At 49.4% G+C, this 13808-nt stretch carries 12 protein-coding genes, 4 tRNA genes and 2 rRNA genes; 5 read left to right on the plus strand and 13 right to left on the minus strand.

The window, feature by feature from the left end; genetic code table 11:
* Positions 1–55 precede the first annotated feature (55 nt).
* The 9 genes from BM114_RS03870 to nspC all read right to left on the minus strand — a co-directional run bounded on the left by BM114_RS03870 (position 56) and on the right by nspC (position 4736).
* Positions 56–670, minus strand: a complete 615-nt coding sequence (locus BM114_RS03870) for a 4'-phosphopantetheinyl transferase family protein (protein WP_092110591.1) — start codon at positions 668–670, stop codon at positions 56–58.
* Positions 670–2007, minus strand: a complete 1338-nt coding sequence (gldE, locus tag BM114_RS03875) for a gliding motility-associated protein GldE (protein WP_092110592.1) — start codon at positions 2005–2007, stop codon at positions 670–672. The genes BM114_RS03870 and gldE overlap by 1 nt, the downstream gene beginning before the upstream one ends.
* Positions 2008–2021: 14 nt before the next feature.
* Positions 2022–2450, minus strand: coding sequence for a single-stranded DNA-binding protein (locus BM114_RS03880; RefSeq protein WP_092110593.1), 429 nt, complete (start codon positions 2448–2450; stop codon positions 2022–2024).
* 9 nt (positions 2451–2459) lie between these two features.
* On the minus strand, positions 2460–3008 hold the full coding sequence (locus BM114_RS03885) for a hypothetical protein (protein ID WP_143089243.1): 549 nt from the start codon (positions 3006–3008) through the stop codon (positions 2460–2462).
* 34 nt (positions 3009–3042) lie between these two features.
* Positions 3043–3115 (minus strand) — tRNA-Gly (locus BM114_RS03890).
* Between the two features lie 18 nt (positions 3116–3133).
* Positions 3134–3217 (minus strand) — tRNA-Leu (locus tag BM114_RS03895).
* Between the two features lie 29 nt (positions 3218–3246).
* A tRNA-Leu gene (locus tag BM114_RS03900) sits at positions 3247–3328 on the minus strand.
* A gap of 39 nt (positions 3329–3367) precedes the next feature.
* A tRNA-Gly gene (locus BM114_RS03905) sits at positions 3368–3443 on the minus strand.
* A 117-nt stretch (positions 3444–3560) separates the two neighbouring features.
* Positions 3561–4736: a carboxynorspermidine decarboxylase gene (gene nspC / locus BM114_RS03910; RefSeq protein ID WP_092110595.1), complete on the minus strand. Its 1176-nt coding sequence runs from the start codon at positions 4734–4736 to the stop codon at positions 3561–3563.
* Positions 4737–4851: 115 nt separating this feature from the next.
* On the opposite strand from nspC, the gene BM114_RS03915 reads away from it, so the two are divergent.
* Both BM114_RS03915 and BM114_RS03920 read left to right on the plus strand, forming a co-directional pair.
* Complete coding sequence (locus tag BM114_RS03915; protein WP_092110596.1) at positions 4852–5460, plus strand: thiamine phosphate synthase; 609 nt, start codon at positions 4852–4854, stop codon at positions 5458–5460.
* 46 nt (positions 5461–5506) lie between these two features.
* Positions 5507–6445 carry a ribose-phosphate pyrophosphokinase gene (locus BM114_RS03920; protein ID WP_092110597.1) on the plus strand — a complete coding sequence of 313 codons (939 nt, stop codon included), beginning with the start codon at positions 5507–5509 and terminating at the stop codon, positions 6443–6445.
* A 268-nt stretch (positions 6446–6713) separates the two neighbouring features.
* Here the strand turns inward: BM114_RS03920 and glgP are convergent, their stop codons facing one another.
* Positions 6714–9275, minus strand: coding sequence for an alpha-glucan family phosphorylase (gene glgP, locus BM114_RS03925; RefSeq protein ID WP_092110638.1), 2562 nt, complete (start codon positions 9273–9275; stop codon positions 6714–6716).
* A 28-nt stretch (positions 9276–9303) separates the two neighbouring features.
* Positions 9304–10965, minus strand: a complete 1662-nt coding sequence (locus BM114_RS03930; protein ID WP_092110598.1) for a glycogen/starch synthase — start codon at positions 10963–10965, stop codon at positions 9304–9306.
* A gap of 279 nt (positions 10966–11244) precedes the next feature.
* Between BM114_RS03930 and BM114_RS03935 the strand changes: the two genes are divergently transcribed.
* From BM114_RS03935 to BM114_RS03945, 3 genes are all read left to right on the plus strand, one after another.
* Positions 11245–12291 carry a hypothetical protein gene (locus BM114_RS03935; RefSeq protein ID WP_092110639.1) on the plus strand — a complete coding sequence of 349 codons (1047 nt, stop codon included), beginning with the start codon at positions 11245–11247 and terminating at the stop codon, positions 12289–12291.
* Positions 12278–12760 carry a hypothetical protein gene (locus BM114_RS03940; protein ID WP_092110599.1) on the plus strand — a complete coding sequence of 161 codons (483 nt, stop codon included), beginning with the start codon at positions 12278–12280 and terminating at the stop codon, positions 12758–12760. Before BM114_RS03935 ends, BM114_RS03940 begins: the two co-directional genes overlap by 14 nt.
* Positions 12761–12907: 147 nt before the next feature.
* A complete protein-coding gene (locus BM114_RS03945; RefSeq protein ID WP_092110600.1) occupies positions 12908–13333 on the plus strand; it encodes a hypothetical protein in 426 nt (141 codons plus the stop codon).
* Positions 13334–13504: 171 nt separating this feature from the next.
* On the opposite strand, the gene rrf is transcribed toward BM114_RS03945, so the two are convergent.
* Positions 13505–13617: ribosomal RNA gene (gene rrf / locus BM114_RS03950) — 5S ribosomal RNA — on the minus strand.
* Positions 13618–13693: 76 nt separating this feature from the next.
* Positions 13694–13808, minus strand: a 23S ribosomal RNA gene (locus tag BM114_RS03955); the annotation flags it as partial.

Raw genomic sequence — 13808 nt, forward strand, 5'->3', positions numbered from 1 at the left:
GGGGTTGCTGGCTGGCGTACAGAAGCGTATGGGCGGAATAGTTCATCACGGTGCCTTAGTCGGAGGGCAGGTAAGCGTAGGTCAAGATATACTCCTCGTTCACCCGATAAAACACCCTCTCCCGTTTCTCTGCTTTCAGGTCTTCCACCAGCAGCGAGCCACTATTTTCGGGAAGAAAAGGCAGGAGCCTCATTTCAAAATACTGCAGGTCTTCATCGGAGAACAGCTTGTAGATGGTTTCCTTGGCACTCCAGTTTACCAGGCGGGCCACCGTGTCGGGAGCCACCTCGTCGTCGCGGATGAACTTGCCCACTATCCGGTTTACCCTTTCGCTCATGTACTCGATGTCTACGGCGACATTTCGCCGCGGCGAAAGAATGAGTGCCGCATAGCCCCGCGTATGACTGATGCTGAGATTGAAGCCCTCCAAAACGGGCTTGGATGAAGGGTCATGATCAATTACCGTGCCTTTCAGGCCCGTCATCTGATAGAGAAGCTCGTGAATGCAAAGGCGCTCCATCTTCCTGACTTCCGAATGACAGGAAGACGCCGTGTCGCAGACTGCCTTCAGCGAGGCATCCCTCAGCAGCATCTCCTCGGGCGTTTCCTCCATCTTCCAAAGGCCGAGCCGCACATCTTCCTCAATATTCTCAATGCCAATGAGTGCCATTATGCGGGTGTATGATAGGCTGGATTATGCACGATAACCTTCACCTTGCTAATCCGGCGCTCCTCGATTTCCATGATTTCAAAGGTGTAGTTCTTGTAGTCTATGCGCTCCTGGAGGGTCGGGAAGTCGCCCTTAATTTCAAGAAGCAGGCCTGCTATGGTGTCGGCATCACCCTCAACCTCGGAGAATTCGTCATCGTCTATGTTCAGAATCTTACAGAAATCACTCAGCAGCGTCTTCCCCTCAAAGACATAAGTGTTGTAGTTGAGCTTGGAATAGGTCTTCTCTTCCTCGTCATACTCATCGTTTATCTCGCCCACTATCTCCTCGAGAATATCCTCAAGGGTTACCAGTCCGCTCGTTCCTCCAAACTCGTCGACCACGATGGCGATGTGAACCTTGTTCTCCTGAAACTCCCGGAGCAGGTCGTCTATCTTCTTTGTCTCAGGCACGAAGTAAGGAGGACGGATCAGACTCTGCCACCTGAAGTTGGCCGTCTTCGACAAATGGGGCAGCAAATCCTTGATGTAAAGGATACCGCGAATATTGTCCTCGCTGTCCTGATATACCGGAATGCGGCTATAGTTGTTGTCTACGATACACTTCAACACCTCGGTAAACGAGCTCCGAATGTCTATATCCACGATGTCCTGCCGGCTCGTCATCACCTCCTTGGCGGTCTCGTCGCCGAAACGGATGATTCCCTTGAGCATGCTCTGCTCGTCCTTGATGTCCTCCTTGTCAGTCAACTCAAGGGCTTGCTCCAGGTCGTCGACGCTCAACACATGGCTTTCCCTCTGCATAACCTTTTCCGCCAGTACCCCGCTCCGTATGAGAACGGTTTCCAAAGGCCAGAAGACCTTGCGGAATATCATGATGCCATTCACGCTCATCCGGCAGAATCTTAAGGGATTCTGGCGACTGTAGACCTTCGGCATAATCTCTCCGAAGAGAAGCAAAAGAAATGTCAGGAGCACCGTGAGGCACAAGAATTCCAGCCAATAGGCCTTTTCGCCGAAATGAACCAGCTGCCCGAAAATGTAATTACAGAGCATGATAATGGTAACATTCACGAAATTATTGAGAATCAGAATGGTTGCCAAAGTGCGCTCACTATCGTCCCGGAGCATCTGAACATTCCTGTCCCCTTGGCTTTTCTCAGGATTCAGGTCGGCCAAATCTGTAGGAGAAAGGCTGAAAAACGCAATCTCCGATCCACTCGCAAATCCCGATACAAAAAGCAGTATAGCAGCCAGAACGACTGCTATCACCACGCCTAATGTAGGCGCCTGTAAGTAAACATCCGAAAAGGATTCTGTCAGAGTTGATATATCCAAGGCTGTGGGTGTCTTTAGAATGGGAGAACCTCGCCGTCAGATTTCTCTTCCTGTCGCGGTTGCGCCGGCTGTGAGACAGGCTCCGGAGCATTTGTGCCCGTGGCATTTGCGGTTGCTTTAGGCGAGAGCATCTCCATGTTGTCGACCAATATTTCTGTAACAAACTTGCGGATTCCTCTCTGATCATCGTAGGAGCGATAGCGGATTCTGCCCTCTACATAGAGCTTGTCGCCCTTATGGACATATTTCTCCACCACCTTGGCCAACTTGCGATACAACACGAGGTTGTGCCAGTCGGTGTGGTCAGGCACCTGCGTCCCGTTCTGCAAGGTGTAGCCCCGCTCCGTAGTGGCAAGCCTCACCTGGGCAACAGCCTGGTCGACTTCGTAATACCGAACCTCCGGATCGGCACCTACATTACCGATGAGCATTACTTTATTCATGTTTCCTCCCTATTTCCACATTCCAAGATACCTGAACTGGAAGTTCTTGCCCCTCGCAGAGGGGAACTGGCTCCGGCTATCCACCCGTCCGCGAAGGTGCTCCACGATACGATTGTAGCAGTCTTGACCAGAGTTTGCCTTGCAATGTACTTCAAAATGGGTATCGCGATACTCATGTTTGCCAGTTGCTGGAATCGTTACCACCCGCTTAAAATCCAATATTCCCTCATACCATCCAGGGCGTTGCTCCGGAAGCCGAGCCACCGTAGAAGAGGCCGGCTCACGACGGTCAGAGAGTGAATTTATCACAGGATGGACCGCCTTCTTCTGCTTGAAGTCGAGCATTGTGTCGGCTGTGGTCTTGATAATGATGAAATATACGCGCGGACGCACCTTGTAACGCTTGGGGTAGAAAACCTCACTTGCCGCATAGTCGCGGATGTCCGCCTCCATCTCTGCATTCATCCCGATTTCCGGAATACTGCAAAGAAACTCAATAGCCTCATCTACATTATGTACTAATGCTTCCTTATCAAAATATCTTAAATATAAATTCATTGGCAAAACATGTTTCTCTAAGAAAGTAAAAAAGAGCGGCAAACGAGACTCGAACTCGCGACCCCGACCTTGGCAAGGTCGTGCTCTACCAACTGAGCTATTGCCGCAACGAAAAAAAACATTTGTGAAGAGGAGGAGACTCGAACTCCCACATCGCAATTGATACTACCCCCTCAAAGTAGCGCGTCTACCAATTCCGCCACCTCTCCAACAAATTCATTCCGGATAAGAGCCCTTGTGCCCAGAACAGGACTCGAACCTGCACGTCGTGAAACACACGCACCTGAAACGTGCGCGTCTACCAATTCCGCCACCTGGGCATGCAGAGGAAACCTCTTTGATTGGCTTTATCCAGAATGTGGAGCGGCAAACGAGACTCGAACTCGCGACCCCGACCTTGGCAAGGTCGTGCTCTACCAACTGAGCTATTGCCGCATTCTACCCTTGTTTTCACAAGGCGCATTTCCCTAAACGCGGTTGCAAAGGTAATGCTTTTTTCCGACTTTACAAACTTTTCCTATATTTTTTTTGTTAAAAAGATTACGGGAGTTGTTAATCCATGCGGTTTTTATAATCTTCATAACCGAATTCGCGCAGCGTCTCCAGTTCCCCGTTGCAATGAAGCAGACCGAGCGAGGGATGGGTGATGCCGTTGAACATTGTCGTCTTCACCGTCGTATAGTGCAGCATATCCTCGAAGACCACATTCTCTCCGACCTGCAATTCATGGTCGAACTGCCATGAGCCCATGAAGTCGCCAGCCAGACAAGAGTTGCCGCCGAGCCTGTAAATGTGCTCGGAGACGGCACATCCGTCCGCTGCTTCCAAGGGCAGCGAGCGCGCATTGCGGACCACTGGCTGATAAGGCATTTCCAGACAGTCAGGCATATGGCAGGTGAAGCTCACATTCAAGATAGCCGTGCGGATGCCGTGATCCTCTACCACATCCACTACCTGCGACACCAAGGGACCTATCTGCCAGCCAAAAGCACTCCCCGGCTCCAAGATTATCTTGAGATTAGGATAACGCCGGCGGAAGCCTCTCAGTATCTCTATCAGGAGGTTTACATCATAATCATCCCGCGTCATCAAGTGTCCGCCTCCGAAATTAATCCACTTGAGCCGTGGGAACCACCGCGAGAAGCGCTCTTCGATATGCACCAGCGTCCGTTCAAAGACATCTGCCCCGCTCTCGCAATGGCAATGGCAATGGAAGCCATCGATGCCATCGGGCAATCTTTCGGGCAGTTTCTCGGCCGTGATGCCAAACCGCGTGCCGCGCCCGCAAGGATTATAGAGTGCCGTCCCGACCTCTGAATACTCCGGGTTGACACGCAGGCCGAGGCTTATTCCCGGGTTCTCCCGCCTCATGACATCCTTAAACCGTGCGAACTGGGTCAGCGAATTAAAGCTCAAGTGGCTTGAGTAACGGGCAATTTCGGCTGCCTCATACGAGGTCAGGGCGGGTGTAAAGGTATGGGTCTTTGAACCAAACTCCTCGTATCCGAGCCGTGCCTCGTAGAGGGAACTTGCCGTGGTGGCACCGATATACTCCCTGAAAATGGGGAATGTGCGCCAGAGCGCATAGGCCTTGAAGGCCAGGATGATCTCCACACCTGCCTCGCGGGCCACCCGGCTGATTAATTCCAGATTGGCGCGAAGCCTCTCCTCCTCCAATATATAATAAGGTGTATCCAGCTCCTTGAATGTATTCGGATTGACTTTCATTACTTCTTTATCGGATAATCGTGAAAAACTTTTGCAAAGTTAGCTTTTTATTTCAGATATAATTGCAAGTCTCGCATAAATTTCATACATTTGCAATGAAATTACAGACAGAAGCATGAAGTTAGTAATCATGACTAAATCCACATTCTTTGTGGAAGAGGACAAAATTCTCGCCGCGCTCTTTGACGAGGGAATGGATAACTTGCATTTGTACAAACCCGATTCCTCCCCCCTCTATTCGGAGCGGCTGCTCACCCTTCTGCCTGAAGAATGCTATCGGAAAATTACGGTTCACGACCATTTCTATCTGAAAAACGAATACAGCCTGGCGGGCATTCACCTTGACAATCCCGACATGCTGCCTCCCTCTGGATACAAGGGGCACATCTCACGAACCTGTACCGACCTGACCCGACTTAAGGAGCTGCGCAAGAAATCGGAATATGTATTCCTCAAGAATGTATTCGGAAACTTAGACCCCGGGGGCGACGAGCCCGTCTTTACGCTCCCGAAACTGGAAGAGGCTGCCAAGAAAGGGCTCATAGACCGCCATGTGTATGCCCTCGGGGGCATGAACATTGAAAATATCCGCACGGCAAAGGAACTGGGATTCGGGGGCATCGTAATCCGCGATGACCTATGGAACAGGTTCGACATACAAAGCCAGACCGACTTCAAAGAGGTCATCCTGCACTTCGAGAAACTGCGCAAAGCTGCCAACTGACAAAGCAACCGGAAACACTTCTACAAATAAAATAAACGCTAAGAACATGAGTGAACAAAACTCTTTTTTGGTTTTCTCGGGAACGAATACGAGATACCTCGCAGAGAAAATCTGCCAAAGCTTAGGTTGCCCGCTGGGAAATCTCCTCGTTACGAGATTTTCCGACGGCGAATTCTCTGTTTCCTACGAGGAGTCCATCCGAGGCCGGGATGTATTCCTGGTACAGAGCACATTCCCCAACTCTGACAATCTGATGGAGCTCCTGCTGATGATTGATGCGGCCAAGCGCGCTTCAGCCCGCCACATCATCGCCGTGATACCCTATTTCGGATGGGCACGGCAAGACCGGAAGGACAAGCCCAGGGTGAGCATCGGCGCCAAACTCGTGGCCGACATGCTGAGCGTAGCGGGCATCGACCGCGTCATCACCATGGATCTTCACGCCGATCAGATTCAGGGATTCTTCAATGTTCCCGTCGATCACCTTTACGCCTCGGGGGTTATCCTCCCTTATCTCCAGGGGCTCAAACTGAAAGACATGGTCATCGCGTCGCCTGATGTGGGCGGCAGCAAGCGTGCCAACACCTATGCCAAGTATCTGGGATGCCCGCTGGTGCTCTGCAACAAGACCCGTGCCCGCGCCAATGTGGTGGAGAGTTTGCAGATTATCGGTGATGTGAAAGGCAAGAATGTCATCATCGTAGACGACATGGTAGACACCGCAGGAACCATTACGAAGGCCGCCGACATCATGATCGAGTCCGGCGCACTGAGCGTGAGAGCCTGTGCGTCCCACTGCGTAATGAGCGGTCCTGCCAGCGAGCGAGTGCAGAACTCGTCGATAGAGGAAATCGTGTTCACCGACTCCATCCCCTACACCAACCGCTGCTCGAAGGTGAAACAGCTCTCCGTGAAGGACATGTTTGCCGAGACCATCCGTCGCGTGGTGCACAACGAGAGCATCTCCTCGCAGTATCTCGTGTAGGCATCAGGAACTGCACACAATACAAACGGCATCTGCGCAGATAGCGGCCAGATGCCGTTCTTGTTTTCTCCCTGCCGCTGTCAGCGCGACAAAATCGGCGAGATTGACCGACAAAATCGCCGAAATCATGCGACAAAATCGCCGATTTTGTCAGCCTGACAACAGTCTTCCGACTACACGCCGGCGACAGTTCCCCTTCTTTATAGAAATAAAGCAAGGCATCGGAAATCATCCCGATGCCTTGCTTCAAATCTATTTGCCGCTGCCTTTAGTCAAGCCACTTCACATAGCAGAAGTCCTGACGGTGAGGCAGGTTCTCGTTTTTGGGATACATGCGGACGCAAGAACGGTAAGATCCGGCTATATCCGGCTCCACAACCACCTCAAAGGTGTAGTTGTTTCCCTCGTGTCCTACCATCTTGAAAGGATGCACGCTGTAGATCTTCCGGTCGCTGGTGCCCTGCTCAGGCTTCAGCGTTACGAGCTCAAGACCTATCGCATCGTCAAGCCCCTGCTCGTCGATCACATACTGAATCTTGAACTGAACGCCGGTCTCTCCACCCTCCGTGAGAACCTTGTCGTCCTTCGACACGACACGGATGGCGTCCCAACGCTCGGCAACGGTCTCCTTCCACTGCGCAATTTCCTTAGCCAGCCGGCTGTCATTCTCCTGCAACTTTCTGGAGCGGGCAGCCTCCTTGATATAGAACTTGTCGTAATAGTCGTCAAGCTGGCGCTTCATCGTGTAGTGAGGAGCTATGGTAGCGATGCTGTTCTTGATCACCTTCACCCAGTTCTCGCTATACGCCTTCTTGCCTTTATTGTAATAGAGAGGTATGATTTCGTTCTCAAGCAGACCGTAGATGGTGGCCGCGTCGAGCTTGTCTTGCCACTCCTGATTCTGATAGGTGCGCTCCTGCTTGAGAGCCCAGCCGGCTCCCTTGCGATAGCCTTCCACCCACCAGCCGTCGAGGACGGAAAGGTTTACGACGCCGTTCATCTCGGCCTTTTCGCCCGATGTGCCCGATGCCTCCAGCGGACGGGTCGGGGTATTCATCCAGATGTCCACTCCCGACACCAGTCGGCGCGCCAGTTGCATGTCGTAGTCTTCAAGGAAGATAATCTTGCCGAGGAACTCCGGACGCTGGCTTATCTCATAGATGCGCTTGATCAGACCCTGACCGGCACCGTCGGCAGGATGTGCCTTGCCCGAGAAGAAGAACAGCACGGGGTGTTCGGGATCGTTCACGATCTTGGAGAGCCGCTCCAGGTCGGTGAAGAGCAGGTGCGCCCGCTTGTAAGTGGCGAAGCGGCGGCAAAAGCCTATCATCAACGCATTGGGGTTGATGCGCTCCAAGAGCGATACCACACGGGCAGGGTCGCCCTGATTGCGAAGCCATGTCTCCGTGAACTTCTCACGGATATAGTCGATGAGTTTCTTCTTCAAAGCCATGCGGGTGCTCCATATCTCAGTGTCTGGAACATCATAGATGGCGTGCCAGATTTTCTCATTGCTCTGGTCGTTCATGAACGAGGGATCGAAATACTTATCATAGAGCTTGCGCCATTCCGTAGCTGCCCATGAGGGGAAATGCACACCGTTGGTAACATAGCCCACATGATTTTCCTCGGGATAATAGCCCTTCCAGTAGTCTGCAAACATCTTTTGCGACACCCAGCCGTGAAGTTTGCTCACGCCGTTGACCTCCTGGCAGGTGTTGCAGGCAAAGGTAGACATGCAGAACTTCTCGCCCTTGTCGTCGGGATTCGTGCGGCCCATGCCGATAAACTCATCCCATGTAATGCCCAGCATCTGGGGATATCCGCCCATATACTTGCCGAAGAGCTGCTCGTCGAAGTAGTCGTGCCCGGCAGGAACAGGAGTGTGCACGGTGTAAAGAGACGACGCGCGCACCAGCTCCATGGCCTGATTGAAAGTGAGGCCTTGGGCCACATAGTCGCACAGACGCTGCAAATTGCAGAGTGCGGCATGCCCCTCGTTGCAGTGATAGACATCCTTTTGGATGCCCAGTTTCTTAAGGGTGAGGATGCCGCCGATGCCCAGCAGGATTTCCTGCTTCAGCCGGTTCTCCCAGTCGCCGCCGTAGAGAGAATGGGTGATAGGCCTGTCGAAGTCGGAATTCATCTCGTTGTCCGTGTCCAGCAGATAAAGCTTGATACGACCCACATCCACGCGCCACACATAGGCATGTACCTGATAGTTCATATAAGGGACATCCACCACCACAGGATTTCCCTGCTCGTCCAGCTGACGCTCGATAGGAAGAGAGTTGAAGTTCTGTGCCTCGTACTGAGCCACCTGCTGTCCCTCCATATTCAAAGTCTGCGTAAAGTAACCGAAACGATACAGAAAACCTACTGCGCACATATCCACATTGCTGTCAGAAGCCTCCTTCAGATAGTCGCCGGCCAGCATGCCCAGGCCTCCTGAATAGATTTTCAGCACCTGGTTCAGGCCATACTCCATGCTGAAGTAAGCCACGGAAGGGCGCTTGGCATCGGGCTTTACATCCATATAGGCACGGAATTTCTTGTAAACATCGTTAATCTTTTTCATGATTGTACGATTCTTTACAATTGCCTCCTTGCGGTCGTAGTTCAGACGCTCAAGAAGGAGAACCGGATTATGTCCCACCTCTTCATAGAGCTTATCGTCAAGGCTCTTAAACATGCTGCGAGCTTCGTAATTCCAAGCCCACCACATATTATGAGCCAACTCGTCCAAGCACTTCAGCTCTTCAGGAAGTCTTGATTTGATTGTCAAACTCTTCCATTGGGGTTCGTTTGAGTAATCTGACTTAATTTTCATCTTCTTTTCTATAATTTGTGTTATTATTTCATTCTTCTCTTTCTGATGCTTTTCGCAACGCCATGTCATAAGCCTGCTCGTAATACCCGATAAACTTGCTCCAAAGGGCCTTCTTGGAAAGTTTATCGGCATGATCGCGGGCAACCTTGACCTGCTCCTCCGTAAAAGCGGAATAGGCTATGAGCGTATCCTTTATCTGCTCTGCCACCTCCTGATAATTATAGTCCGTGCGATGGATGACCTTCACGCCATCCTCGATTTCACTATAACTTCCCTTGATGTGGTTAGCCCAAAGGCCGAAACCGGCCAGGTCTGTCGTAATAGACGGCACCTTAAAGGCGATGGATTCAAGAGGGGTGTATCCCCACGGCTCATAATATGAGGGATAGATACACAGGTCGTTACCCAATACTACATCATAATAGGGAAGATTTAGGACACCGTCGCTGCCGGTAAGATAACAGGGAATGAAAATCACCTTTACCCGGCTATTCTTGTCGTTGCGCATCCAAAGATAGTTCAGCATGTTCTGGACATTATCGCGCGCAGGGTCATGAAGCCAGTGCGTAACCACCGGGTTATTAAGGGGAGTATCATATCTGAGCCCGCTATTGAGCCTTTCCACCAGGTCCTGCCGGGCAACGCCCGACCATCCCGGCACTTCTATGAAGGCAACGACATTCTTTTTCAGGGCTGAATCGTTATTCAGCCGATGCATGGCCTCTATAAAGACATCAATTCCCTTGTTTCGGAATTCATACCGGCCGCTGGTAGAGACGATGAGTGTTTCATCGCCGAAATCAGAGCCCGTCAGCGCATTCGCAACTTCAAGAAGGCGCTTGCGAGCTGTATTTCTCTTCTTTACGAATGCCGTGCCCCGCGGCACAAAAGCATTGTCGAAACCGTTGGGAAGCACAAAATCCACGGGCTTGTCTAACAGCTCCCTGCACTCATTGGCGGTAATATCGCTCACCGTAGTAAAGCAGTCTACATGTTTTGCGGTCTGTTTCTCAATGGAATGCTTGCTCTGCATATTCAGTTCACCGGCCATCTGGTCGCCATTATAAGCATAAAGATAATCATAGAGCGGCTTGTTATTACCCGCAATGCTCCGACCTATACTCGTTGCATGAGTCGTAAAGATTGTGCCTATTTCCGGCACATGCTTCCTTATATACAGCAGACCCAGCCCGGTCATCCACTCATTGCCATGATAGACAACCCGCTTGCCTTTGCCGATTACATGGTGATAGAAACTCTCGACAACCTTACCTGTCGCATACGAGAACATAGAGGCCTCGTCATAGTCGCCATAAGCGTGAAGGCTGTCTACCTGGAAATCTTCCCAAAGCTTTGTGTAAATGGTGTTTTTAATTTCAAAATAAGGTTTGAAATCAACAAGAACAGCTATCGGCTGGCCTGGGATATCCCATCGCCCAATCCGCACATGGATACCCTCATCCCGCGCAAGAAGCCTCCATTCCGCGAACAGGGACTCGTCTTCCCTGAAATAGGGGCAGACAATTTCGTGAGTCCAACAATCCGGACCGATGAATACTATTCGATCTCTAATAATATCCTGTAATGTCTTCGCCCTCGAAGAAAGAACGGTGTATATTCCGCCAACCTTATTGCATACTTCCCAACTGGATTCTAAAATATAGTCAGGAAATAACATTCCTTTTGCCATAAAACTTATTGTACAACCCTGCAAAGTTACGATAAAAAAAGCAAAATCACAATGATATGATGCGATATTTTGCCCAATCCCCCGTGTTTTATTGATATGGATTGCTTAGAAGTAAAGGAATTTGCGTGCAGTCGCTCCTGTCCAAAGTCTGCAAAGACATATCTCCAGAAATTCCATACAGGCAAATCAGCAGCGGCTCATCCCTTTTTTTATCCTCATAAAATACCTTTTCAATATTTTTTTTCTATCTTTGTCAACAGAATCATGTATATGATAACAATGAGAAAAATCATATTACTAATAGTTACAGGGCTCCTTATTTGCAGTTGTAATGCCAAGTCAGATTTAAAAGATACGGGGACGATTCCGATAGACACCCTGATAGGAAATTGGATGTATTACCAATATCATGGAAAACAATCCCATGCTAATTGCGTCTTTGACCTTACCTTAAAGAAGGCAGGAAAAGACTCTGTGATTGGGAATTACTGTAGTATATGGGACAACGGGAACAGAATCGACTGCTCTTCTGAGAATGCAAACAATATCAAGGGAGTGTTTCGAAAAGACACACTCTACCTCTCTTTTCACGGTTTCTATGACGAGCATGCACAAGGAGAGGCCAAAGTCTATAAACAAAAGGGAGGTGATGTCATTTGGGAAATGGGAAAAGAGGAAGGTGCTTTCTATCTGCCGCACAAGGTGGTGCTACTGCGTGATGACACCGCAAAATACTTTTCAGATGTTAGAAGGATAGATTCTCTGGAGAAACTTTCGGTTGCCGTCGAAAGCGAGAAAAGAATCGATGTAGCGGAAATTCCGTTACCCTTTGATTTTCATCATTTCCAACACGAGCAAGATCTTTATGATGAGGGGAAGCACGACGACATGCCATATAAATGTGTATATATAGAAGATAATAAAGAACTGGAATATACCTATAAAAGTCAATGGGATAATTCGAAGCCCGGCTTGTTATACCGCATCCATACAGGGAAGGAGTACAAACTTGATATGGTCTCCTATGCTATAGATGGCATTCCCTCGTTAATTTACAGACTAATAACATCTATTCATGGTGTTGTGATAGATGGGCTGACCGTTTTCTCCTTTGTTGGAGAGGATGAAAAAGATTGGAATACGAGTTCCTTTACGATCTCAAAAGATCTTGGTATAACAATCTATAAAAACAAACTTCACCACGACAAAATTGTCAAGCAGACCATAGTTGGAAGATATGCGATTGATGACGAAGGGAGATTTGTAAAACAAGACTTTGCTAACAGATGCGGACTCAAATCAGAAGAACTCTATGAAACATACTAAAGAAACAATTATCATAAGCCTGATGGCAATGCTCTTGCTCGCCAGTTGCCATAGCGGTGTTGTCAAGCCGAAAGAGGTAGTAAAGGCAGATAGCGTACATCTATATATATCCCCGGGATTTGTTGCCAATAGGGAAATACACTACTGGAGGGTATTCCCCCATAGCAGAGCTATCATGAATGTTGAAACAAGGGATATACGAGCCGGTGGCAATCAAAAGACATTTATTAAACAGGTAAATGACGGACTGCAGGCAGAGATAAGTCTTCTTGTAAGAAAACTATTCGTAGACCACATTAGTGCAGATATCATTGCTATCAAGGATCTGTCATATATGACAGACTGCGGGTCTCTGGAAGTAGAGGTATATTGCGGTCCCAAGAACACGCACTACTCGTATTATCTGGGCTATGAGCATGTAGAGTATTCCAAAGATTTCAACCATTTATTGGAACTCATCAGTAAATAAAGAGATAAACGAACAGAATTGCGGTTCCTTATAAAAGACAGCCCTTCTATTGTTATTTTGCAAATATAAATATTATTATCAAAAATAAAGTAATAAACAAACAGAATTCTAAGTTTTTTCGTTATCTTTAGCCAAAAATAAAAATAGATGATTAGAAAGATTTTATCAACATCCCTGCTTCTTCTCGTAAGTTTTGCTGGAATAGCACAGGAAGAAGAGCCCTTTAAGGGATATTTTATAAACAAGGAATACAATGTCTATCTACAAATAGACTTTTACAAGAACAACATTATTATACCTGGGCAAGAAGTGTTCGGAGAAATCCCCGGATTCTTTGGCGACAAATTAGATGGTAGAAAGTGGCTCATCACCGACGCCAAAATCATCAACGACAAAGAAGCTGAAGTCTCCTTGATTAATGATGTAGCAAGCGAAGACCTTACTGCAAAAATCAAATTATTAAACGACAGCACCTTAAGGCTTAAACAAGTTGAAGGCAGCGTCTTGAAAATCGCGAGAAACCGGAAATGGGTCAAGATGCCCAAGGTGTTGGAGTTCAAGTCTCACAAATAACCTCCTTCACACCCTTTACTCCATACTCTCTTTAATCTGTTAATCCCTAATCTTGTAAATTTCCCCTGTTCTTGAGGCGGAGGTGCTCCCTCCCTGCAGGGGATAGGCTGGGGAGAGGCCACGAAAAAAGCCCCCGGGACATCTTCAGTCCCGGGGGCTCTCGGTTTCAAAGGGGGGCGGCGGCCTACTCTCCCGCATTGCACTGCAGTACCATCGGCGCTGGCGGGCTTAGCTTCTCTGTTCGGAATGGGAAGAGGCGGGACCCCGCCGCCACGGCCGCCCGGATGGGGCGACACGTCGGGCACGGGCAAGGGACGAAGAACACGGGAAGGGCCCCGGAGGGGGCCGGAGGGACGGACGCGCGCGGAAAGGTTCGGGCAATTAGTAGCGCTCGGCTTTGGCGTCGCCGCCTTTACACCTGCGCCCTATCGACGTCCTCGTCTGGGACGGCCCTCGAAAAGGAGCTCTCATCTTG

The sequence above is a fragment of the Prevotella sp. KH2C16 genome (assembly GCF_900113305.1).
Lineage (GTDB): Bacteria > Bacteroidota > Bacteroidia > Bacteroidales > Bacteroidaceae > Prevotella.